Annotated in this window: 21 protein-coding genes and 1 tRNA gene; 13 read left to right on the forward strand and 9 right to left on the reverse strand. The window is 65.8% G+C overall.

Going from position 1 to position 21,263, the window contains the following annotated elements; all coding sequences use genetic code 11:
* Window positions 1–47: 47 nt before the first annotated feature.
* A complete protein-coding gene (locus tag JYA52_RS20545; RefSeq protein ID WP_205655211.1) occupies window positions 48–641 on the reverse strand; it encodes a TetR/AcrR family transcriptional regulator in 594 nt (197 codons plus the stop codon).
* A 181-nt stretch (window positions 642–822) separates the two neighbouring features.
* Between JYA52_RS20545 and JYA52_RS20550 the strand changes: the two genes are divergently transcribed.
* From JYA52_RS20550 to JYA52_RS20560, 3 genes are all read left to right on the forward strand, one after another.
* Window positions 823–1,167 carry a cupin domain-containing protein gene (locus tag JYA52_RS20550; RefSeq protein ID WP_205655212.1) on the forward strand — a complete coding sequence of 115 codons (345 nt, stop codon included), beginning with the start codon at window positions 823–825 and terminating at the stop codon, window positions 1,165–1,167.
* A gap of 9 nt (window positions 1,168–1,176) precedes the next feature.
* A complete protein-coding gene (locus JYA52_RS20555) occupies window positions 1,177–2,559 on the forward strand; it encodes a flavin monoamine oxidase family protein (RefSeq protein ID WP_205655213.1) in 1,383 nt (460 codons plus the stop codon).
* Window positions 2,560–2,716: 157 nt separating this feature from the next.
* On the forward strand, window positions 2,717–4,192 hold the full coding sequence (locus tag JYA52_RS20560; RefSeq protein ID WP_205655214.1) for an APC family permease: 1,476 nt from the start codon (window positions 2,717–2,719) through the stop codon (window positions 4,190–4,192).
* Here JYA52_RS20560 and JYA52_RS20565 read toward each other — a convergent pair.
* Complete coding sequence (locus JYA52_RS20565; protein WP_205655215.1) at window positions 4,169–4,828, reverse strand: AmiS/UreI family transporter; 660 nt, start codon at window positions 4,826–4,828, stop codon at window positions 4,169–4,171. The two genes, JYA52_RS20560 and JYA52_RS20565, sit on opposite strands and share 24 nt — an antisense overlap.
* A 206-nt stretch (window positions 4,829–5,034) precedes the next feature.
* Between JYA52_RS20565 and gdhA the strand changes: the two genes are divergently transcribed.
* Window positions 5,035–6,372: an NADP-specific glutamate dehydrogenase gene (gdhA, locus tag JYA52_RS20570; RefSeq protein ID WP_205655216.1), complete on the forward strand. Its 1,338-nt coding sequence runs from the start codon at window positions 5,035–5,037 to the stop codon at window positions 6,370–6,372.
* On the opposite strand, the gene JYA52_RS20575 is transcribed toward gdhA, so the two are convergent.
* Both JYA52_RS20575 and JYA52_RS20580 read right to left on the reverse strand, forming a co-directional pair.
* The gene (locus tag JYA52_RS20575; protein WP_205655217.1) at window positions 6,369–7,328 is read right to left on the reverse strand and encodes an AraC-like ligand-binding domain-containing protein; all 960 of its coding nucleotides are present in this window, start codon (window positions 7,326–7,328) and stop codon (window positions 6,369–6,371) included. The genes gdhA and JYA52_RS20575 overlap by 4 nt on opposite strands.
* Before the next feature lie 127 nt (window positions 7,329–7,455).
* Complete coding sequence (locus JYA52_RS20580; RefSeq protein WP_205655218.1) at window positions 7,456–8,052, reverse strand: TetR/AcrR family transcriptional regulator; 597 nt, start codon at window positions 8,050–8,052, stop codon at window positions 7,456–7,458.
* Window positions 8,053–8,175: 123 nt separating this feature from the next.
* Between JYA52_RS20580 and JYA52_RS20585 the strand changes: the two genes are divergently transcribed.
* Together JYA52_RS20585 and JYA52_RS20590 are read left to right on the forward strand one after the other, a co-directional pair.
* Entirely contained in the window at window positions 8,176–10,092 is a 1,917-nt protein-coding gene (locus JYA52_RS20585; protein ID WP_205655219.1) for a primary-amine oxidase, read from the forward strand.
* Between the two features lie 27 nt (window positions 10,093–10,119).
* Window positions 10,120–10,584, forward strand: a complete 465-nt coding sequence (locus JYA52_RS20590) for a hypothetical protein (RefSeq protein WP_205655220.1) — start codon at window positions 10,120–10,122, stop codon at window positions 10,582–10,584.
* A 28-nt stretch (window positions 10,585–10,612) separates the two neighbouring features.
* On the opposite strand, the gene JYA52_RS20595 is transcribed toward JYA52_RS20590, so the two are convergent.
* Window positions 10,613–11,032 carry a DUF1761 domain-containing protein gene (locus JYA52_RS20595; protein WP_205655221.1) on the reverse strand — a complete coding sequence of 140 codons (420 nt, stop codon included), beginning with the start codon at window positions 11,030–11,032 and terminating at the stop codon, window positions 10,613–10,615.
* 61 nt (window positions 11,033–11,093) lie between these two features.
* On the reverse strand, window positions 11,094–11,642 hold the full coding sequence (locus JYA52_RS20600; protein WP_205655222.1) for a flavin reductase family protein: 549 nt from the start codon (window positions 11,640–11,642) through the stop codon (window positions 11,094–11,096).
* A gap of 233 nt (window positions 11,643–11,875) precedes the next feature.
* Here JYA52_RS20600 and pstS point away from each other — a divergent pair, with 233 nt between their 5' ends.
* The 4 genes from pstS to pstB all read left to right on the forward strand — a co-directional run bounded on the left by pstS (window position 11,876) and on the right by pstB (window position 16,031).
* Window positions 11,876–12,994 carry a phosphate ABC transporter substrate-binding protein PstS gene (gene pstS, locus JYA52_RS20605; RefSeq protein WP_205655295.1) on the forward strand — a complete coding sequence of 373 codons (1,119 nt, stop codon included), beginning with the start codon at window positions 11,876–11,878 and terminating at the stop codon, window positions 12,992–12,994.
* 121 nt (window positions 12,995–13,115) lie between these two features.
* Window positions 13,116–14,048, forward strand: a complete 933-nt coding sequence (gene pstC, locus JYA52_RS20610) for a phosphate ABC transporter permease subunit PstC (protein WP_205655223.1) — start codon at window positions 13,116–13,118, stop codon at window positions 14,046–14,048.
* Window positions 14,049–15,158 (forward strand): phosphate ABC transporter permease PstA, encoded by a 1,110-nt coding sequence (gene pstA / locus JYA52_RS20615; protein WP_205655224.1) that lies wholly within the window; start codon window positions 14,049–14,051, stop codon window positions 15,156–15,158.
* A 93-nt stretch (window positions 15,159–15,251) separates the two neighbouring features.
* Window positions 15,252–16,031: a phosphate ABC transporter ATP-binding protein PstB gene (gene pstB / locus JYA52_RS20620; RefSeq protein WP_205655225.1), complete on the forward strand. Its 780-nt coding sequence runs from the start codon at window positions 15,252–15,254 to the stop codon at window positions 16,029–16,031.
* A 73-nt stretch (window positions 16,032–16,104) separates the two neighbouring features.
* On the opposite strand, the gene JYA52_RS20625 is transcribed toward pstB, so the two are convergent.
* From JYA52_RS20625 to JYA52_RS20635, 3 genes are all read right to left on the reverse strand, one after another.
* Complete coding sequence (locus JYA52_RS20625) at window positions 16,105–17,121, reverse strand: inorganic phosphate transporter (protein WP_205655226.1); 1,017 nt, start codon at window positions 17,119–17,121, stop codon at window positions 16,105–16,107.
* Between the two features lies 1 nt (window position 17,122).
* Window positions 17,123–17,740: a DUF47 domain-containing protein gene (locus tag JYA52_RS20630; protein WP_205655227.1), complete on the reverse strand. Its 618-nt coding sequence runs from the start codon at window positions 17,738–17,740 to the stop codon at window positions 17,123–17,125.
* A gap of 255 nt (window positions 17,741–17,995) precedes the next feature.
* A complete protein-coding gene (locus JYA52_RS20635; RefSeq protein WP_205655228.1) occupies window positions 17,996–18,655 on the reverse strand; it encodes a hypothetical protein in 660 nt (219 codons plus the stop codon).
* 224 nt (window positions 18,656–18,879) lie between these two features.
* On the opposite strand from JYA52_RS20635, the gene JYA52_RS20640 reads away from it, so the two are divergent.
* The 3 genes from JYA52_RS20640 (at window position 18,880) to JYA52_RS20650 (ending at window position 21,230) form a co-directional block, all read left to right on the forward strand.
* A tRNA-Lys gene (locus JYA52_RS20640) sits at window positions 18,880–18,952 on the forward strand.
* Between the two features lie 131 nt (window positions 18,953–19,083).
* Window positions 19,084–20,094 carry a LacI family DNA-binding transcriptional regulator gene (locus JYA52_RS20645; protein WP_205655229.1) on the forward strand — a complete coding sequence of 337 codons (1,011 nt, stop codon included), beginning with the start codon at window positions 19,084–19,086 and terminating at the stop codon, window positions 20,092–20,094.
* A 113-nt stretch (window positions 20,095–20,207) separates the two neighbouring features.
* On the forward strand, window positions 20,208–21,230 hold the full coding sequence (locus JYA52_RS20650) for a LacI family DNA-binding transcriptional regulator (protein WP_240460568.1): 1,023 nt from the start codon (window positions 20,208–20,210) through the stop codon (window positions 21,228–21,230).
* Window positions 21,231–21,263 lie beyond the last annotated feature (33 nt).

Genomic DNA, 21,263 nt, shown 5'->3' on the forward strand with positions numbered 1-21,263 from the left:
CAGCTGCCCCAGGGGAGCTGCCGCGGGGCGGCTGTCTGTGCCGGCGCCTAGGCCTGCCCGCCGGCTCCGGTCCGCAGCAGCAGAACGCCGTGAACTTCCTCAAGCGACGCCGCGATGAGGGCACGGTCCACTCCCGCGAGGTACTGCAGAACCAGGCCGTCCAGGGATGCAAACAGCGTCCGGGCCACCACCTGCACGTTATCGGTCAGCCCGGCCGCCGCCAGGCCTCCGGCCAGCGCGCTGACGTAGTTCTCGTAGAGGGCGGAAACCGCGTCCGCGAGCTCGGGCCGGCGGCGCGCCTCCAAAATCATTTCGTACTGGAAGACCTGCAGTTCCGGTTCGGCCAGCAGCAACTCGAGCAGTGACTCCGTGAAGGAATGGCCCAGGCCCGCGGCTTCACGGAGCCTGGACGCACTGATGGACTGCTCGGCAGCCCAGTCCAAAGCCGCCGCGATGAGGGCATCGCGTGAGCCGAAGTGGTGCGCCACCAGCGTGTTGTTCACGCCTGCGGCTTCAGCGACTGAGCGGTAAGTGAGGCCACGCAGGCCCTTTGCGGCCACAACGGCGACGGCGGCGCGGAGCAGTGCTTCCTTTCCGGTCCCGTATTTCGACAGCGGGGCGGGAGCGTCGGATGACTTCATACGCCGAGTCTAGCCAGTGGTTCCGGCCTTCCCGGACGGTATTGACATAAAACTAAGCAGTTGCTTAGATCTCCTTCGGAGGTGATGCAGCTCACTGTTCCTGCATTTCGAACCGCCACCTCCGTTGGATACCCGAACCCTGCCCGGCCAGCGCGCCGGTGCCCTCACACCTGGAGCCAATGTGTCAGAAACCTCTGCTTTCACCACTGCGTCCGCCCTCGATCCGGACAAGAATGAACCCTTCGAGCTCGGCAGCGTGCAGTGGGTTCGCCGCTTCGGGGAGGGCGGCCGCTCCGCGCTCGCCTGCGGATACTGGCACGTCACGCCCGCGGAGGCGCCGGAGCCGTTCGACCTGGTGATCCACGCCGATGAGACCATCTCCATCGTCGAAGGACACCTGCGGATCGAAGTGGAGGGCGGGGGCACCTACGATCTCACTGCAGGCGGCGCTGCCTCCTTCAACAAGGGCGCCCGCATCCGATGGGCAGTCCTCGCGCCCACTGTCGAATTCTTTGTGTACTCCTAGGCGGCCGCGATGGAACACGAACTCTACGACGTCGTCGTGGTGGGGGCCGGCTTCGCCGGACTCACCGCCGCCCGCGAACTCAGCCGGCAGGGCCTGGCCGTCCATATCGTCGAGGCGCGCGACCGGATCGGCGGGCGGACCTGGCTGGACCGCCGGCTGGGCCGGGACCTCGAAATCGGCGGTACGTGGGTGCACTGGACCCAGCCGTATGTCTGGGCCGAGCTGAAGCGCTACGGACTGGACACCACCCCCAGCCCCGAGCCGGAGCGGGCGTTCTGGTGGGCGGGCGGCCGCCTTCACGAGGGCGGTCCGGATGAGCTGCTCGAGCTTATCGGCCAGACGAACGGGGAGCTCGTCCAGGACTCCCGCAAGTACTTTCCGGAGCCTTTCCGTCCGCTGGCCCGCGACGACTTCAAAGCCATCGACGATGTGTCGGTCCAGGACCGGATCCGTGAACAGTTCCCCGCCGGCGCGCACCGGGACATCCTCGAATCCTTCTGGGCGCTGAACTTCAACGGACCGCTGGAGAACGCGGCGCTGACGCAGGCCCTGCGCTGGGTTGCGCTGACCAACGGCGACTGGGCGGTGAACTTTGAAGCCTGCGCCACGTACAAGATCGTCGGCGGCACGGCCGCCCTGGCTGCGGCAATCCTCGCGGACTCGACGGCCAGTATCGAACACGGCTTCACCGTGGAAGCCATCTCGGACGACACCGCCTCCGTTGCCGTCCGCAGTGCAGACGGGCGGACCGTCCGCGGCAGGACGGCGATTGTCACCGTTCCGCTCCCCGCCCTCAAGGCGGTAGCTTTTGAGCCGCTGCTGCCGGCAGCCAAAGCCGAAGGCGCCAGCCTGGGCCAGGTCTCCCAGGGCGCCAAGGTCTGGTTCCGGCTGCGCGGCGAACATGCGCCCTTCGTGGCGCTGGGCGGAGTCGACTGGCCCCTGAATTTCTTTCAGGTGGAATACACGCTCGACGGCGACACGATCGCCGTCGGCTTCGGTCCTGACGCCTCAAAGATCGACGTTGAGGACCCGGCCGCCGTCCAGGCGCAGCTAGCGCGCCTGGTGCCGGAGGCCGAGGTGCTTGCCGTGGCCAGCCACAACTGGGTGGATGACCCGCTGTCCGGTGAAACCTGGCCCATGCACCGCACGGGCTATCTTTCGACGTACCTTCCCGCCATGCAGGCGGCCCACGGGCGGGTGCTGTTTGCCGGCTCCGATATCGCCAACGGCTGGGGAGGATTCATTGACGGTGCAATCGAGAGCGGCATGGAAGCTGCCAATGACGCTGCGTCCATGCTGGCAACCGGCCGGATGGCAGCCGGCTGTATGGCAGACGCGCAAGATGGCAGACGGGCGGTCCAGGGCGTGACTGCGCTCAGGAACAATAACTGATCGCTGCACGACAAGGCACAGCCGGACTTCGGTGCCATTCTGGAATTCACGGCGCAGCCCACATGCGCAGCCCCACACTTCGAAGCAGCCCGCAGATATCTGGGCAACGTCGCCCACGAACACTTCCCCAGCACTCATGACCGTTAAGAAGGATGCAATGAGTATTTCGAATCCCGAATCCCGGACCGCAGAATCCAGTCCACGCCAGGAACACTCCACTGCACTGCGCGCAGGCAGCATCGGCGTCCTGGGCATCCTGTTCTTTGTCCTGTCCGCGCAGGCTCCGCTGACCGGAATCGTCGGAGCGGCACCGCTCGCGGCCGCGCTCGGCAACGGTGCCGGCGCCCCGGGCGCCTATCTCGTTGTTGGCATCGTCATTGTGATCTTCGCCGTCGGCTTTGTGGCCATGAGCCGTAAGGTGCAGACCAACGGCGCCTTTTACGCCTATGTCACGGCTGCGTTCGGACGCAAGACCGGCGCCGGCGCGGCATGGCTTGCGCTGCTGGCCTACAGCACCGTGCAGGCGGCGATGTACGGACTGTACGGGGCAGCCTTCTCCGGGCTGCTGGCATCCGCCGGGATAGCTGTTCCCTGGTGGCTGCCCGCACTCGTGACCATGGCGGGCGTCCAGGTCCTGGGCTCCATGAACATCGAGCTTGGTGCCCGTGTGCTGGCGGTGTTGGTGGGCCTGGAAGTGGCCATTCTCCTGATGTTCGGCTTCTCCGTCCTTTTCCGCGGCGGAGGACCCGAAGGGCTGGACCTCGCCGCCTCGTTCGCGCCGGAGGCCATCGCCAGCGGCGCTCCGGGCGTTGCCATCATGTTCGCCGTGGCTTCCATGTTCGGCTTTGAATCCACCGCCATCTACTCGGCCGAAGCCAAGGACCCGCACCGGACCGTCGCCCGGGCCACCTATCTGTCCGTTGGCATCATCGCCGTCTTCTTCTCGTTCATCACCTGGATGCTGGTCAGCTTCTACGGCCCCTCACACGTCGTCGATGCCGCAGGGGCAGCCCTCGAATCTGGCGATGCCACGTCGTTCGTGATCGGCCCGATCGTGGAGATGTTCGGACCATGGGCCGGTGTCACCGCCGGAGTCCTGCTGGTGACGTCCCTGCTGGCCGGCATCATCGCGTTCCACAACGGCATCAACCGCTACCTTCACTCGCTGGCGCTGCGTGGCTCCATGCCCGCCGTCGTGGCCCGGACCAACCGGCACCGCGCCCCCGCGGTGGCGGCCTGGATCCAGACGGCGGTGGCCGTGCTTCTCGTAGCCCCGTTTGCGCTGCTGGGACTGGATCCGGTGCTGACGCTGTTCTCCTGGTTCAGCGGTCTTGCCGTCGCGGCGCTGCTGGTGCTGTACATGCTGTGCTCGCTCGCCGTCGTCGGCTATTTCCGCCGGGAGCGGGTGGCCGGACAGCACTGGCAGACGCTCATCGCCCCGGCGCTCGCCTCCGTGCTGCTGGCGTGGGTCCTCTACCTGGTGGTCAGCAACTTCACCTCACTCATCGGCGGAAGTGCCGAAACGGCCGTGGGGCTGCTGGCGGCCGTCCCCGTGGTTTTCCTGGCCGGAGTGCTGGTGGAGATCCGGGTGGAGAAGCGCGTCCGGATCCTAGAGCCTGAGCTCGCCGGGTAACGGACTTTCGACGACGGCGGGGCGGGCGGCGGTTTGGTGCCGCCCGCGCCAGGCGAGGCCGCCGGCCAGCAGCAACAGCGCCAGCAGCGACACGGCCGCTCCCGCGGCAATCTCCGGTTCGCCGGGCCACCGGCCGCTCAGTCCCATAAATGCAGGCACCGTGGCAGAGGCCTGGCTGGTGAGGACGAGGGACCATCCGATGAGCGGCGCGAGGCGCTCCATGCCCAGCGCCAGCTGAAGGAAGAACAGCAGCCACAGGTAAGCCCAGCACAGCCACAGGACGGCCAGGAACGGATCTTCGCCGGACCATGCCGCAGCGAGCAGGAGTCCGCACGCACCCACCAGGCCGCAGAACCAGCCGAGCCCCCTCGATCCGAGTGCCAGCAGGGAGTCCAGCCCCACATAGACGTACGTTAGCCCGAAGAGGAACATCCCGGCGGCCCCGAGGAGCAGTCGCGGGCCGACGCCGTCAACGCCCGGAGAGCTGGCACCCAAATACGTGACACCAAGGACCAGCTGGGTGCCGCCGATGACCAGGCTGAACACGGCGGCATCCCGGCGGGGGAGGAGATCCAGCGCCGCGAGGCCGTTGAGCAGGAGCGCGGCTCCGGAGAGAAGCAGGCAAATGTGGGCCATCAGAAGTCCCCCGCCGAACCGGGAACCGGAATCGCAATTTTCGTTTCATGGAAATTAAATGTCACAATACGGAGGTTAGTGGAAAGCTGATTAGCCATGCGCGGCCGGCGCAGTCACAATTGGGTATGTTGAAGTTTCAAGAAAAGGACGCCGGTTCTGACATATGCCGGAGACTTCCCGCGCCCGGTTCGACGTAAGGAATCATCATGGATGCACGGCTCGAGGCCATCAGGGACACTGTCCTTGCCCGGAACCCGGGCGAAGCCGAGTTCCACCAGGCGGTGACCGAGGTGTTTGAAAGCCTCGGCCCGGTCCACGACCGCCACCCTGAATTCCTCGAAGGGGCCGTCCTTGAGCGGTTGTGCGAGCCCGAGCGGCAGATCATTTTCCGGGTGCCCTGGACCGATGATTCCGGCCGCGTGCAGATCAACCGCGGCTTCCGCGTGGAGTTCAACTCCGCGCTGGGACCCTACAAGGGCGGCCTGCGCTTCCACCCCTCCGTCTACCTGGGCATCGTGAAGTTCCTCGGCTTCGAGCAGATCTTCAAGAATGCCCTGACCGGAATGCCGATCGGCGGGGGCAAGGGCGGCTCCGACTTCGATCCGCGGGGCCGCAGCGACGCCGAGGTCATGCGTTTCTGCCAGTCGTTCATGACCGAGCTGTACCGCCACATCGGCGAATACACGGATGTTCCGGCCGGCGACATCGGTGTGGGCGGCCGCGAAATCGGCTACCTCTTCGGCCAGTACAAGCGCATCACCAACCGCTACGAATCCGGCGTCCTCACGGGCAAGGGCATCTCCTGGGGCGGTTCCCTGGTACGGCCCGAAGCCACCGGATTCGGCACGGTGATCTTTACCGAGGAGATGCTGAAGACCCGCGGAACGTCCTTCGACGGGCAGCGCGTGGTGGTCTCAGGATCCGGCAACGTGGCCATCAATGCCATCGCCAAGGCGCAGGCACTCGGCGCCGTCGTGGTTGCCTGTTCGGATTCCAGCGGCTACGTCGTGGATGAAGCCGGAATCGACGTCGCGCTGCTCCGCCAGATCAAGGAAGTGGAGCGGGGCCGACTCAAGGACTATGAAGTCCGGCGCCCGGGCGTCTCATATGTCGACGGCGGCTCAGTGTGGGACGTCAATGCCACGGTGGCCCTGCCCTGTGCGACCCAGAACGAACTCGACGGCGACGCGGCGGCCCGGCTGGTGCGGGGCGGTCTGCTCGCCGTCGGCGAGGGCGCAAACATGCCGTCCACCCGCGAAGCCGTGGCGGTGTTCCAGGACGCCGGCGTGCTGTTCGCCCCGGGCAAGGCAGCCAATGCCGGAGGAGTGGCCACGTCAGCCCTGGAAATGCAGCAGAATGCGAGCCGTGACTCCTGGTCCTTCGAGCACACGGAACAGCGCCTCACGGACATCATGGTGGGGATCCACGAGCGCTGCGCCTCGACCGCTGATGAATACGGGGACCCGGGCAACTATGTGTTGGGCGCGAACATCGCCGGCTTCGTCAAGGTTGCCGACGCCATGCTCGCGCAGGGCCTGATCTAGGCGCCGCGCCGCCAGTCGCTGGGGGATTCGCCGAAGGCGTCCCGGAAGGAGCGGCTGAAATGCGCCGCGTCCAGGAATCCCCAGCGGGCTGCGACGGCACCGACGGACGTGCCGGTATGCAACGGGTCCCTTAGGTCGCGCCGGATGCGGTCGAGCCGCTGGCTCCGGATCCAGCTGGCCACGGTGGCGCCGGACTCATGGAAGACATTGTGCAGATGCCGCGTGGAGATGAAGTGTGCCGCCGCGATGCTGGCCGGTGACAGCTGCGGATCGGCAAGGTTGGCCTCGATGTATTCGCGGACCGACGTGGCCAGCAGCACCTGGGGCTTCATGCTGTCCGCCGCCATGTCCAGCTCCGAGTGAAGCATCGTTGAGACAAGATCAAGGGCGTTGGCGGCCAGTCGGGACCCGCTGGGGCCGCTGAGCAGCTCGGGGTTGGCCGCGAGCTGGGCAATGAACGGGCCAACGATGCCGGTCACGCCACTGCCGCCGGCCAGGCAGACCGCGGAAAGCTGGCCCACGCAGTCCGGCGGGAGCGTCAGTGCGTCGTGGGGGAACATCACCACCATCATCCGTGCGTGCTCTTCGAAGGCGAGCGTGTACGGGCGGTTCGTGTCGTAGATGGCGAGGTCGCCGGGGCGCAGCACAGCCTCGCGGTTGTCCTGGATGAGGAGGCCGGTGCCTTCCAGCTGGAGATTGAGCTTGAAATAGCGCTGGTCGGACTGCGCTAGCAGTGCCGGTGTGCGGTGGACGCTGTGGGACGTGGCCGAGACCTCCACGATGGCCATTCGGTCAAGCACGCGGGACCGCATCCGGCCGCGGAAGGTGTCCGGGTGGTCGGTCTCCGCCGCCAGCGGCACAAAAGACTCCGCCACGAGGTGCCGCCAGTGGTCAAACGACGTGGCCACGCTGGAGGTGAGGTCCTGGCCCGCGGGGCGGGCGGTAGTTGCAGACATGGATGTTCCTGACGCCGGTCGGCCATCTGTATGTTGTCCCCCAAGGCTGTGTCCTGGGACACAGTCATTTCAGGTTAGCGCCGAACTTCCGTGGTGTCATCTTTTTTCGACAGTTGTGGAAAAAAGATCAGCTGCCGGCTGCGAGCAAGGTCAGGAAGGCGTCCAGTTGGTGAGCCAGGCCCGGATCGGCCTTGCCCTCGAGTGCGAGGGCAGCGGCAATCTGCGCGCCGAGCAGCATGTTCAGCAGGTGGCCGGCGACGGCTGAGTCGTCGACGGCGGCGCTGACGGTTCCGTCCGCCCTGGCCTCGGCCAGGTATCCCAGGATGGAGGCATGCCACTGCTCCATGGACTCGCGGTGGATGGCGGCCTTCACGGGATCGTTGATGGCCTTTTGCCAGAACGGAACGACAATCCGCGCTTCATTGACGCGCTCGGAATCCAGCGGCAGCACCTCAATGCAAAACGCCTTCAGTGCCGGAATCCCGGCCTTGCCCGCGGTCACTTCCCTGATGCGCTCGTTCGTCCTGTTGAAGACATGGCCGAAGGCGAACGTGAGCAGGGTGTCCTTGGTGGGAAAGTAGGGCTTGAGGGCACCGTTGGCAAAGCCCGCTTCGGTCGCAATTTCCCGCATCGTGGCACCCTCGATGCCGAGCCGCGCGATGATCCGCCACGTGGCGTCCACCAGCTCCAGCCGGCGCTCGTCGTGATCAACAATCTTTGGCATGCAGCCGCTCCCCCGGAAATATTCTTGGCGCAAGACCCTTGTGACACATCTTACGTACGGTTATTCTCTACAACTATAGAAAATAAAAATACGACCCGCCAGGGTCCCGGACAGAAGGCCGCCATGACGACCTCGCTCACAGATGTAGCCACCCCATACCGTTTGGCAACGGGCGCAGAAATCACCGATGTGCAGGGCATTCTTCGTGCAGCCGGCCTCTTGGGCCCGGAGAAGCGCATCGCCTACCTCGGCCTGCTGGACCCGCCGCGCGGCGCAAGCGCCGAAACCGAGGACCGGCGGTTCCGGATCTTCATCCACGACGTATCGGGCGCGGCAGCCTCGGACGTCACGGTGTCCGTTTCGGCGCGCGAGGTGATCTCCGCCGTCGAACTCGACACTGCCGCCACGGGCGAGCTTCCCGTCCTGGAGGAGGAATTCGAAGTCGTCGAGCGGCTCCTGGCCTCCGATGAGAGGTGGCTGAAGGCGCTCGCCTCACGGAACCTGGACGTCAGCAAGGTCCGCGTGGCCCCGCTGTCGGCCGGCGTCTTCGAGTACCCGGAGGAGAAGGGCCGCCGGATCCTCCGGGGCCTGGCCTTTGTGCAGGAGTTTCCAGAGGACAGCGCCTGGGCGCACCCGGTGGACGGGCTCGTGGCCTACGTCGACGTCGTCAGCAAGGAAGTGACCCAGGTCGTGGATACCGGAATCTTCCCGGTCCCGGCCGAACACGGCAACTACACGGACCCCGAGCTGACCGGCCCGCCGCGCACCACCCAGAAGCCCATCAGCATCACCCAGCCGGAGGGGCCCAGCTTCACCGTCACCGGCGGAAACCACGTCGAATGGGAGAAATGGAGCCTGGACGTCGGCTTCGATGTCCGCGAAGGCGTGGTGCTGCACAACATCGCCTTCCGGGACGGGGACCGGCTCCGTCCCATCATCAACCGGGCCTCCATTGCCGAAATGGTGGTTCCCTACGGCGATCCTTCCCCGATCCGGTCCTGGCAGAACTACTTCGACACGGGCGAGTACCTCGTGGGCCAGTACGCAAACTCCCTGGAGCTCGGGTGCGACTGCCTCGGCGAGATCACCTACCTCAGCCCCGTCATCAGCGACGCCTTCGGCAACCCCCGCGAGATCCGCAACGGCATCTGCATGCACGAGGAGGACTGGGGCATCCTCGCCAAGCACAGCGATCTCTGGTCCGGCATCAACTACACACGCCGGAACCGGCGCCTGGTGATCTCCTTCTTCACAACGATCGGCAATTACGACTACGGCTTCTACTGGTACCTGTACCTCGACGGCACCATCGAATTCGAGGCCAAGGCCACCGGCGTCGTCTTCACCAGCGCCTTTCCGGAAGGCGGCTCCGCCAACATCTCCCAGCTCGCGCCCGGGCTGGGAGCACCCTTCCACCAGCACCTGTTCAGTGCGCGGCTGGACATGGCCATTGATGGCTTCACCAACAGGGTCGAGGAAGAGGACGTGGTCCGCCAGCCGATGGGCGAAGGGAACGAGCGCGGCAACGCCTTCTCCCGCAGGCGGACGGTCCTTGCCTGGGAATCCGAAGCGGTCCGCGAGGCCGACGCGCGCAGCGGCCGCACCTGGATCATCTCCAACCCCGAATCCCGCAACCGGCTGGGGGAGCCAGTGGGCTACAAGCTGCACGCCCACAACCAGCCCACGCTCCTGGCTGATCCGGATTCCTCCATTGCGCGCAGGGCCGCTTTCGCCACCAAAGACCTGTGGGTGACCCGGTTCGCGGACGACGAGCGGTACCCGACCGGGGACTTCGTCAACCAGCACTCCGGCGGCGCCGGTCTGCCGTCCTACATCGCCCAAGACCGCGACATCGACGGCCAGGACATCGTGGTCTGGCACACCTTCGGGCTCACGCACTTCCCCCGCGTTGAGGACTGGCCCATCATGCCCGTGGACACCGTGGGCTTCAAACTCCGCCCCGAAGGGTTCTTCGACCGCAGCCCCGTGCTGGATGTTCCCGCGTCGGCCCAGCCGTCCGGCGGCCACTGCCATGGCTGAGCCGCTTCTGCAGTGGCGTTTCCGGGGATGAGCCCGCCAGCCGTGCCGGGCAGCACACTCCACTCCCGTGCCTGTGCCGTGGTGACGGCCGCGTCCTGCCTCGCTCACGTGTGGCTTGCGGCCGGAAACCATCATGCGGCCTGGCTCAACGGGCTGATGCTCGCCATGGTTGCGGTCTGCCTGCCGTGCGCCCTGCACCTTTGGCGTAGCAGCAATGTTGCCGCCCTCCGCCGGATCATGGCCTCCGGAGTCGGCATGGCGGCGGTCCACACGTTCCTGCTGCTGGCATCAGGCCGGTCAGCCCACAGCCACGCTGCGGGCGGGCCGGCGGCAGGTGGGCCGGACAGTTCCGCTGCCGCCACGCTGCTGGTGATCATCGCCTTGGAATTGACGACGGCGCTCCTCGCCTCTGCGCTGGTGGCCCGGTTACGTACGCGTGGCTGGCGCGAACTGGCACGTAATGACCTCAAATTTGAGATTTGCGGGCATTAGCTGCACGTTGGCGCTTCAAGCTTCGCGCTTAGGTGCCGAACAGGCCGATGACGAGGGCCATGACCAGATAGGTCACGAGCTCATGGGCGCAATTCAGCGCGGTGAGCCCAGCGGGCCGGCCCTCGAACGCGTCGTGCGTGATGAAGCGGGCGGCGGTGAATCCGGCCCAGAGTATGACGGCGGTGATCACCGAGTTGGCCAGGAAGCTGCCCCCGTAGAATTCCTGGGCGATGGCTACCGAACCGGCTAGGACGAGGGCGCTGACGAAGCTGACAACGAGCGTGATGAGGATCGGCTTGATGGCATCCTTTCCTTCGCCGCTCGGCGTGACCTTGGCCGTGCGCATCCAGTAGTTGCCGAAGACCTTGGGGGTGTACCAGACCGACCCCACGACCATGGTGGACAGCGTTGCCACCAAAACCGCCCAGATGTTGATTTCAGGAACCATGTTCTACTCCTCAACAGTGCTCGTTGACCGGCTTCGATACCCAGGGTTCAATCGTCCATCTTCAGGGCGCCAAATGGCGGTAGCCGGAGCCGAAGTGGACCAGCGGGTCGGGGGCGTCTGCCGGGGAAGCGCCGCTACCCATGGCGAGTACCTCGCCCACCACGATCAGGTGCGTGGCGGCCGGATGGACGGAGACAGTGCGCATCTCGAAGTAGGCGAGGGCGCCGTCGAGGATCGCCGAACCGGTTGCCGGGCCGCGCCGGAACGGGACCTGGGCGAGCAGCCCCTGCAGCGGTGTCCCCGGGCTGGCCAGCCAGTTCGCCGCGCCCTGGTGCCTGCCGGACAGCAGGCTTAGCGCCCAGGTGCCCGCTTCCTCAACAGCCTCGCCGATGCGTGATTCCGCGTACAGACTGACCAGCATCGTCGGCGGGTCGTAGGAGACGGAGAGAAATCCGGTGACCGTGGCCGCGTAGTCGCGGTTGCGCAGCGAAGTGGAAACGACAGCCACTCCGGCCGTGATGTCGGCGCTCAGCCGGCGGTACAGATCGATGTCTGCGTCCGACTGCACACCGGCCAGACGGTGGGCGTCCAGGCTTCCGGGTGTCTCCATACGGGACATCGTGCCACACGGACGCCGCCCTACGACTGTGGCGCAGCTAACGCAATGGGGACCCAGCATATGTAAGGCAATATGCCGCCGTCGTTAATCTTCCGTTCACCTTGGACCCCATTACCCGTTACCTCTGGCCCATACCTTGAATGAAGTTCGACAACGTACGCATCCCCAACATCTGGACGTCTCCGGTCCGGATCGCATCAGAAACCCTGGAAGGGGTACACCCAGTGAAGGCACTCCGCTTCGGCCGCCACGCGGCAATCGCAGTTATCGCCGCTGGCGCACTCGCGCTCACCGCCTGTGGTTCCGACAACGCCACGAACTCCCCGGCCGGCACCCAGTCCGCCGCCGGCACCAAAGTCACCGGAACCCTGACGGGCATCGGCTCCTCCGCACAGGGCGCAGCCATGGACGTATGGAAGACCAACTTCGCCGCCGCAAACCAGGGTGCCACCGTGCAGTACTCCCCGGACGGTTCCGGCGCGGGCCGCAAGGCCATCCTTGACGGCTCCGCCCAGTTCGCCGGTTCCGACGCTTACCTGAAGGACGAGGAACTCACCACGTCCAAGAAGGTCTGCGGCCCCGAGGGCGCCATCGACATCCCGGTCTACATCTCGCCGATCGCCATCGCGTTCAACGTGCCGGAAGTGACTGACCTCAAGCTGGACGCCACCACCGCAGCCAAGATCTTCCGTGGCGAGATCGCCAAGTGGAACGACCCCGCTATCGCCGCCCTGAACCCGGACGCCAAGCTTCCGGACCTCAAGGTCACCCCGGTCAGCCGTTCCGACGACTCCGGCACCACGAAGAACTTCACCGAGTATCTCGCTGCTGCGGCCCCCGAGGTCTGGAAGGACAAGGCCGACGGCGTGTGGCCCGCCTCCCTCAAGGGCGAGAACGCCAAGGGCACCTCTGGTGTTGTCAAGACCGTCACCGACACCCCGGGTGCCGTGACCTACGCAGATGACTCCGCGGTCGGCGGCAAGCTGGGCACCGCCCAGATCAAGGTCGGATCCGAGTTCGTCAAGATCTCCCCGGAAGCCGCCTCCAAGGCCGTCGACGCCGGCAAGTCCGTCACGGGCCGCGCCGAAAACGACAGCGCCATCGACCTGGACCGCACCACCACCGAGTCGGGCGCCTACCCGGTGGTCCTGGTCTCCTACCACGTCGTCTGCAGCGCCTACGACAAGCAGGAAACCGTTGACCTGGTCAAGGCCTTCGAGAAGTACGTCGTCTCCGAAGAGGGCCAGAAGGCCGCCGCTGAGTCCGCAAAGTCGGCTCCGCTGTCCGCCGCCCTGACCGAAAAGGCCACCAAGGCCATCGAGTCCATCAAGGTCAAGTCGTAAGGTTTGAATTGAGCGCCGCAGTTCCCCGTTCTGCCGCAAGGCAGGGCGGGGAACTTAGCCGTGTAAAGCGCAGACTCTCCACGTTCCGCACCACAGCAACATCAACACCGAAGGGCCGGGTATGACCGCCACCTCCCTGACAAGTTCCCGAGGCGCCGGACGCGCCGGGGACAAAGTCTTTTCCGGAGCAACCCTGGCAGCGGGGTGCCTGATCCTTGCCGTGCTGTTCGGCGTTGCACTCTTCCTCGTCATCCAGGCCATTCCGGCATTCACCGCCCCGGCAGCGGACATCCAGGGCGGCGAGGGCTTCTTCGCCTACATCTGGCCCATCGTCATCGGCACCCTGATCGCCGCCATCATCGCCCTGGTCATCGCCACGCCGGTGGCCATCGGCGTCGCCCTGTTCATCTCCCACTACGCGCCGCGCAGGCTGGCCTCAGGCCTCGGCTACGTGATCGACCTCCTCGCCGCCATCCCGTCGGTCATTTATGGCGCGTGGGGCGCCGCATTCCTGGCCCACCAGATTTCGCCCGCGTACGGCTGGCTGGCCGAGAACATGGCCTGGCTGCCCATCTTTCAGGGACCGGCCTCCGCCACCGGCAAGACCATCCTGACCGCCGGAATCGTCCTCTCCGTCATGGTGCTGCCGATCATCACCTCCCTGTCCCGCGAGATCTTCCTGCAGACCCCCAAACTGCACGAAGAGGCCGCGCTTGCCCTGGGCGCCACCCGGTGGGAAATGATCAAGATGTCCGTCCTGCCGTTCGCGCGCCCGGGCATTATCAGCGCAATCATGCTGGGCCTTGGCCGCGCACTCGGCGAGACCATGGCTGTTGCCTTGGTGCTCTCCTCCGGAGCCCTCACCGCCAGCCTGATCCAGTCCGGCAACCAGACCATCGCCGCCGAAATCGCGCTCAACTTCCCGGAAGCGAGCGGCCTGAAGGTGAGCACCCTGATCGCCGCGGGCCTGATCTTGTTCGTGATCACCCTCGCCGTGAACATGGTTGCCCGGTGGATCATCAGCCGGCACAAAGAATTCTCGGGAGCAAACTAAATGACCTCCACTCTGACCCCGGTCCGCAAGCGGTCCGCACTCACCAAGGGCCAACTGCCCAAGTACGCCCCGTACGTCGTCCTGGCCGTGGCGCTGGTCCTCGGCGCCGCCATTCTGGCACTGATCGGCTTCAACGCCTTTGGCTGGGGAGTGGTCTCCGCCATCCTCTTCGCTGCCGGCCTGGTGGGCTGGAGCGCTGCCGTCGAAGGCTCACGCAAGGCCAAGGACAAACTGGCCACCTGCCTCGTGGTGGGATCCTTCCTCATCGCGCTGCTGCCGCTGATCTCCGTCATCTGGACCGTCATGGTTAACGGCATCCCGGGCCTCATTACGCCGGGGTTCCTCGGCAAGTCCATGAACGGCGTCACCGGCGTCTACGACAACAGGGCTGCCGAAGAGGGCGGGCCCGTTCTGGGCGGCATCTACCACGCGCTGCTCGGCACGGTGGAGATCACCCTGCTCGCCACGGTCATCTCGGTGCCCGTCGGCCTGCTGACGGCCATCTACCTGGTGGAATACGGCAACGACCGCCCGGTGGCCCGCGCCATCACCTTCTTCGTGGACGTTATGACCGGCATCCCGTCCATCGTGGCCGGTCTGTTTGCCGCCGCCTTCTTCTTCGCCGTGGTGGGCCCGGGCACCAAGACCGGCGCCGTGGCCGCCGTCGCGCTTTCCGTGCTGATGATCCCGGTGGTGGTCCGCTCCAGCGAGGAAATGCTGAAGATCGTTCCCAACGAACTCCGCGAGGCCTCCTACGCCCTGGGCGTCCGCAAGTGGCGGACCATCCTCAAGGTGGTCATTCCGACGGCGATCTCAGGCATCGCTTCCGGCGTCACCCTCGCGATCGCCCGCGTGATCGGCGAGACCGCGCCCATTCTGGTCACCGCCGGTTTTGCCACCAGCATCAACACCAACGTGTTCGGCGGCTGGATGGCATCGCTGCCGACCTTCATCTATACGCAGATCCTGAACCCCACGTCGCCGTCCAATCCGGACCCGTCCTCGCAGCGGGCCTGGGGCGCAGCGCTGGTGCTCATCGTCCTGGTGATGCTGCTGAACCTCGGTGCGCGCCTGATCGCCAGGGTCTTCGCCCCGAAGGCCGGACGCTAGGCGCCGGCCCCGGGCGCGGCCCGCTCCCCGGACGTTTCGGATCGAACGGCCGGGATCTAGACTTCAATCCATACCAGCAAGTTAAGGAACATCATGTCCAAGCGCATCGACGTCAAAGACCTGAACGTCTACTACGGCAATTTCCTGGCCGTCGAGGATGTCAGCATCAACATCGAAGCCAAGTCCGTCACGGCGTTCATCGGCCCCTCCGGCTGTGGCAAGTCCACCTTCCTGCGGACCCTCAACCGCATGCATGAGGTTCTGCCGGGCGCCCGCGTCGAAGGCGAAGTCCTGCTCGACGGTGACAATCTCTATGGCCCCGGCGTGGACCCGGTCACCGTGCGCTCCCAGATCGGCATGGTGTTCCAGCGGCCCAACCCGTTCCCCACCATGTCCATCCGCGACAACGTGCTGGCCGGCGTGAAGCTGAACAACCAGAAGATCTCCAAGGGCGAAGCCGATGCCCTGGTGGAACGGTCCCTGCAGGGCGCCAACCTCTGGAACGAGGTCAAAGACCGGCTGGAGAAGCCGGGTTCCGGCCTGTCCGGCGGCCAGCAGCAGCGCCTGTGCATCGCCCGTGCCATCGCCGTGGAACCCCAGGTGATCCTCATGGACGAGCCCTGCTCCGCCCTGGACCCGATCTCCACCCTGGCCGTTGAGGACCTCATCAACGAGCTCAAGGACCAGTACACCGTGGTCATCGTGACCCACAACATGCAGCAGGCGGCGCGTGTTTCGGACAGGACGGCGTTCTTCAACATCGCCGGCACGGGCAAGCCGGGCAAGCTCATCGAGTTCGCCGAAACCAGCACCATCTTCAACAATCCGAGCAACAAAGCCACGGAAGACTACGTCTCCGGCCGCTTCGGATAGTCCCAGCCACCGGCGATTGCTCCGTAACTGCCTTGATAGGGCAGTTACGGAGCGCGCTTGTTTAAACCCGGATTCAGCTCCTGGCCAGCGGGGAGAGCGCCAGTGCGAGCACGAAGGCTCCCGCGGCGGTGGCGGCAGGCGTCAGGACCCACAGCGACAGGATCCTGGCCACGAGCTTGCGGTGGGTTCCGGACACGTGCTGGTTCTCGCCCGCTCCAAGCACCCCGGACGTGACGGTGTGCGTGGTGGAAATCGGCCAGTGCAGGCCGATCGCACCGATGAAGAGAAGGGCCGCACTCAAGGCCTGCGCAACCACTCCGCGCAGGGGGTCAACCCGGATGAGCCGGTATGCCATGGTGTGTGAAATGCGCCAGCCGCCGCACAGCGTTCCCACCGTGATCATGACGGCCGAGAGAATGGCCACCCACAGGGGGACGGAGCCGCCGTCGGTGTACCCCGCCGCCAGGACGGCCAGCAGGAGGACCGCACCGATGCGCTGGCCGTCCTGGAGTCCGTGGCCGAAGGCGACAGCGCCGGCAGTGATCGACTGCGCAGCCCGGAAACGCCGGTTGATCTCATTCGGCTGGGCGTAGCGGGCGGCCCACGTCACGGGGTAGACGAGCAGGTACGCGCCGATGAACGCGATGACAGGGGAGAGCACCAGGGGAAGGACCACCTGGAACAGCAGAGACTGGTCGACTCCGCCCACGGCGTTCCCGCCCACCAGGACGCTGGCAGTACCCGCTCCGGCGAGGCCGCCCACCAGCGCGTGCGTGGAGGATGAGGGGATGCCCCGCCACCACAGGATCAGGCCCCAGATGCAGGCACTGGCCAGGCCGGCCACGAGGATCGTGAGCCCGCTGTCCCCGACGGGCAGTGTCACCCAGTTCTGGCTGACCGCCACGGCGAATCCGGAGCTGAGGAGCGCGCCGGTGAAGTTGAAGATGGCCGCCAGCAGCACGGCCACGGTGGGCGTCAGGGCGCGGGTCCGGACAGCGAGGGCTACAGAGTTGGAGACGTCCCTGAACCCGTTGATAAAGGCGAACGCCGCGGCAAGAACCACCACCAGCGCGAAAATGAGGGGTGTCACCTCATGATTCCTTGACGATGATGCTGCCCACCTGGGTGGCGATGCGGCGCATTTCCTTGGTGACGTCCACGAGTTGGTTGGCAACGTCCCGGTTCCGGGCGTACTGCGTCGCCTTCATTTCCTTGAGCATGTCCGCGACCCAGATCCGGTGCGTCCGTTCGGCCCGCTTGGCCAGGCGCACAGTCTCGATCCAGTAGTCCTCAAGGTCGTCGAGGTTGTTCAGCCGCCGCATGGCATCGGCCGTGAGCTCGGCCTGGCGGCTGATGATTTCCAGCTGGTCCGCCGCCCGTTTTGGCAGCCTGTCCAGCTTGTACAGCGCCACCAACTCGGCGGCGGCGTCCAGCTTCTCGATCGCCTGATTAAGGCAGAGCGACAGCCCGTACATGTCCTCGCGGGGGAGGGGATTGACGAAGCTGGTCCGCATGTGGGTCAGCAGGGCGAAGTGCAGTTCGCCGGACTTCGCCTCGTGGTTGTGCATGTCCTCCACGAGCCGGTCATGTTCGGAGGCAGGCGCGCCCAGGATTTCCGCCATGGTGGCGCTGGCGAGAACGATCTGGCGGGCCAGCTGCGACAGCAGGTTCAGCCCCGCGGGCTCCTGGGGAAAAAGGCGCAGCTTCATTCGTACCGGTCTCCGGAGATCGTCAGGACTGGGAAGGGCGGTCCACGTGACTTGACGTGGGGCCCGGCAACTAGTCAGTACTTTACCGGCCCGCGTCTCCGGGCATGAAAATGGTGCCGAACCGGATACGCCTCTCGGCGGTAGGCCGCTCTAGGCGGCTAAATGTTGAAGCCCGGGGGTTTCGCGGTTCGGCACCAGTTTCAGTGTTCTACTTTGGCTGGACCAAGTCAACATTGACAGATCCGGCCCGATAGGTCAGTCCAGCTCGCCCAGCCGCCAGGCGTTGGCGGCGTGTTCGAGGTCCTCGGCGGTCTTCACCAGCAGGTGCGAGTTGCGCGTCAGCTTGCGTGCGTGGACCTCGTTGCTGTGATCGGCGCCGTCGGCGAGCGTGGCCTGTCCGAGCGCCACAACGCGGCAGAAGGCGGCCGAACGCTCGAGCGCGACGTCGAAGTCGCCGTCGAACGCTCCGGACAAAATGGCGTCCGCCATGGTCTTCATTTCGTCGGCCCCGGGCGGTTCTGCGGCTCCGGCCACGACATTGGAAACCTGTGCCGTGTCCTTGCCTGCCTTGAAGTACACGGAGATGCGCTCGGGGTCCTGGACTGTTGCAGCGCGGAGGGCGTAGAGCCGCCACAGGGCGCCCGGCAGTGAGCGCGCCGGGCTTTCGGCCCACATCTCCGCGATGGCCTCGAGGCCCTGCTCGTCGGCGAGTTTGACGAGGCGTTTGGTGACGACGGGGTCGTCGCTGTCGCGTCCGTGGCGCACCAGCGCCTGGGCGGCCAGGTGTGCCGCTTCTGAGACCCGTGCCGGGTCAGCACCGCCCGCGAAGGGCTCAAAGTCAATGGGCGCAAAAGGCTTCGGTTTGTGGTGCCGTTCCGCCCCGCCCGGACCGCTGGTTCCTGCGTTGTCGCTCATGCTCCCCACGCTACTCCTGTGACGTGCGGTAATCGAGCACAGGGATTTGGCGCTCTGGCGGGCCAGCCAGCCCCTTTTCGGGACCAGGAATCAAGCGGACGACGGCGGCAGCGCGCCACGTAAGTCACATGCCGCCGTCTGGGGTACAGTATTAAACGTCCAGAAATGGACTGGAACTGACGTGTGTCTTTGACGTTTTTACGTGTGCGGTGCGCAGTCGGTTTGGGCCTTTAGCTCAGTTGGTAGAGCATCGGACTTTTAATCCGTGGGTCGTGGGTTCGAGCCCCACAGGGCCCACTCTTTTAGCGAAGAGTGGAAAGTCCCCGGCTTCCTGGCAACAGGAGGCCGGGGACTTTTTGTTTGCCGACGTGGCGCCTTGGGCGCGTGGTCTGTTCGTGGTTGCACGGCGGTTCGCGCAGAATAGCCCCATGACAAAAAGCAATGCGCGGCTGCCGCGGCTTGAGGATGTGGCGGAACGCGCCGGGGTGTCGCACCAGACAGTCTCCCGCGTGATCAACAACCACCCCAACGTCAGCAAGGCCACGCGGGAGAGGGTCGAAGCCGCGATCGCCGAACTAGGGTACCGCCGCAATGCGGTGGCGCGGAGTCTGGTCACGCGGCGCTCCCAGACCATTGGCGTCCTTGCCAGCGAGCTCTCCCAATACGGTCCGGCCAACACACTGCTGGGCGTGGAGCAGGCGGCCCGGGATGCCGGCTACTTCGTCAGCATCGCTGCCCTGAAGTCGGTGAGCCGCGAAGCGATTTTCGACGCTCTAAGGCACTTTCTGGACCAGGCCGTCGACGGCATCGTGGTCAGCGTGCCCCACTCTGAAACCCTGCTTGCCCTCACGGAACTGAAGCCCGGTGTTCCCGTGGTGGCTGTGGGCTCGCTCGGGAATGACGCTGTGAGCGGCGCGATGGTGGACCAGCACCGCGGGGCGGAGCTCGCCGTTCGACACCTGATAGATCAGGGGCACCGCAGGATCGGACATGTCGCCGGACCCCAGGACTGGATCGACGGCACCGCGAGGGCCGAGGGCTGGAGTGAAACACTGCGCGCCGCCGGCCTGGACGACGATCTGCTCGTCGAGGGCGATTGGAGCGCCGGCAGCGGTTATGAGATCGGCAGGAAGCTCGCCGAGGAACGGTCCGCCACGGCAATTTTCGTGGGCAACGACCAGATGGCGCTCGGCCTGCTGCGCGCCTTCCATGAAGCCGGAGTCCGCGTTCCCGACGACGTCTCCGTGGTGGGCTTCGACGACCAGCCTGAATCGGGCTACTTCACCCCGCCCCTCACGACCGTCCGCCAGGACTTCGAGGAACTCGGCCGGCGCTGCATGGATCTCATGCTCGCCGCCGTCGGGGACGGAGAAGGCGCTCGGACAACGGTTGTCGAGCCAAAGCTCGTGGTGCGGGCCAGCACCTCGGCCCCCGCCTGAACCTTCGCCTGCCCGGGTGCCCGCCCGAGTGCCCGCCTGCGCCCGCCGGATTACAGCAGCCTGATTGAGCCACAGCTGATAAGCTGATTGTTAGCGCTAACGTGAGGAGGGACATGCCAATATCTGAGATCAGGCGTCCTCCGGTCATGGAGGACGTGGCGAAGCTTGCCGGTGTTTCACACCAGACTGTCTCGCGGGTCCTCAATGCACACCCGAACGTCAGCCCCTTGACCCGCGAACGCGTCGAAAAGGCCATCGCGGAGCTGGGCTACCGCCGGAACACCGCAGCGCGCAGCCTGGTGACGCGCCAGTCCCAGACGATCGGCGTCCTGGGAAGCGACATGTCCCACTACGGCCCGGCCAACACGCTCCTCGGCGTGCAGCAGGCAGCACGTGACAAGGGCTACTTCGTCAGCGTAGCCAGCCTCGGTGAAGTCACGCCGACGGCGATAAAGGACGGCCTCGAATACTTCATGATGCAGTCGGTGGATGGCATCGTGGTGATTGTGCCGCACGAGGCCATGTTCGAATCCCTGAGCACCATCAGCATGGCCATCCCGCTGGTTGCCGTGGGATTCGGCGTCGACGAGCGGCTGAGTGTCGCCGCGGTGAACCAGCGGATGGGTGCCAGCCTCGCAGTGCAGCATCTGGTGGATCTTGGCCACACCGCCATCGCCCACGTCGCCGGCCCGCCGGACTGGATCGACGCCGCCGCCCGCGTTGACGGCTGGCGCCGTACTCTCGCCCAGGCGGGACTGGACGATTCCATGCTGATCCAGGGTGACTGGAGCGCCGAAAGCGGATACCGTGCCGGGCTGGAACTCGCCGCCGCCGGCAGGGCCACCGCGCTGTTCGCTGCCAACGACCAGATGGCGCTCGGGGCCCTGCGCGCCTTCAGCGAAGCCGGCCTGCGCGTCCCGCAGGACGTCAGCCTCGTCGGGTACGACGACCAGCCCGAGGCCGCTTACCTTGTGCCGCCCCTGACCACCGTCAACCAGGGATTCCAGGAACTCGGGGCCCGATGCATGCAAATGCTTCTGTTCGACATGGCCAACGGCCATTCGGGTGCCTCCTCGGTGGTCAATCCGAGGCTCGTGGTTCGCTCTTCAACTGCGGCGCCGAACGCCGGCCGCTGACCCGGGTTAGCCCGCCTGAAGACGGCCGCCTTG

Origin of the sequence: Arthrobacter pascens, from assembly GCF_017052465.1 — a bacterium.
Taxonomy (GTDB): Bacteria; Actinomycetota; Actinomycetes; order Actinomycetales; family Micrococcaceae; genus Arthrobacter; species Arthrobacter pascens.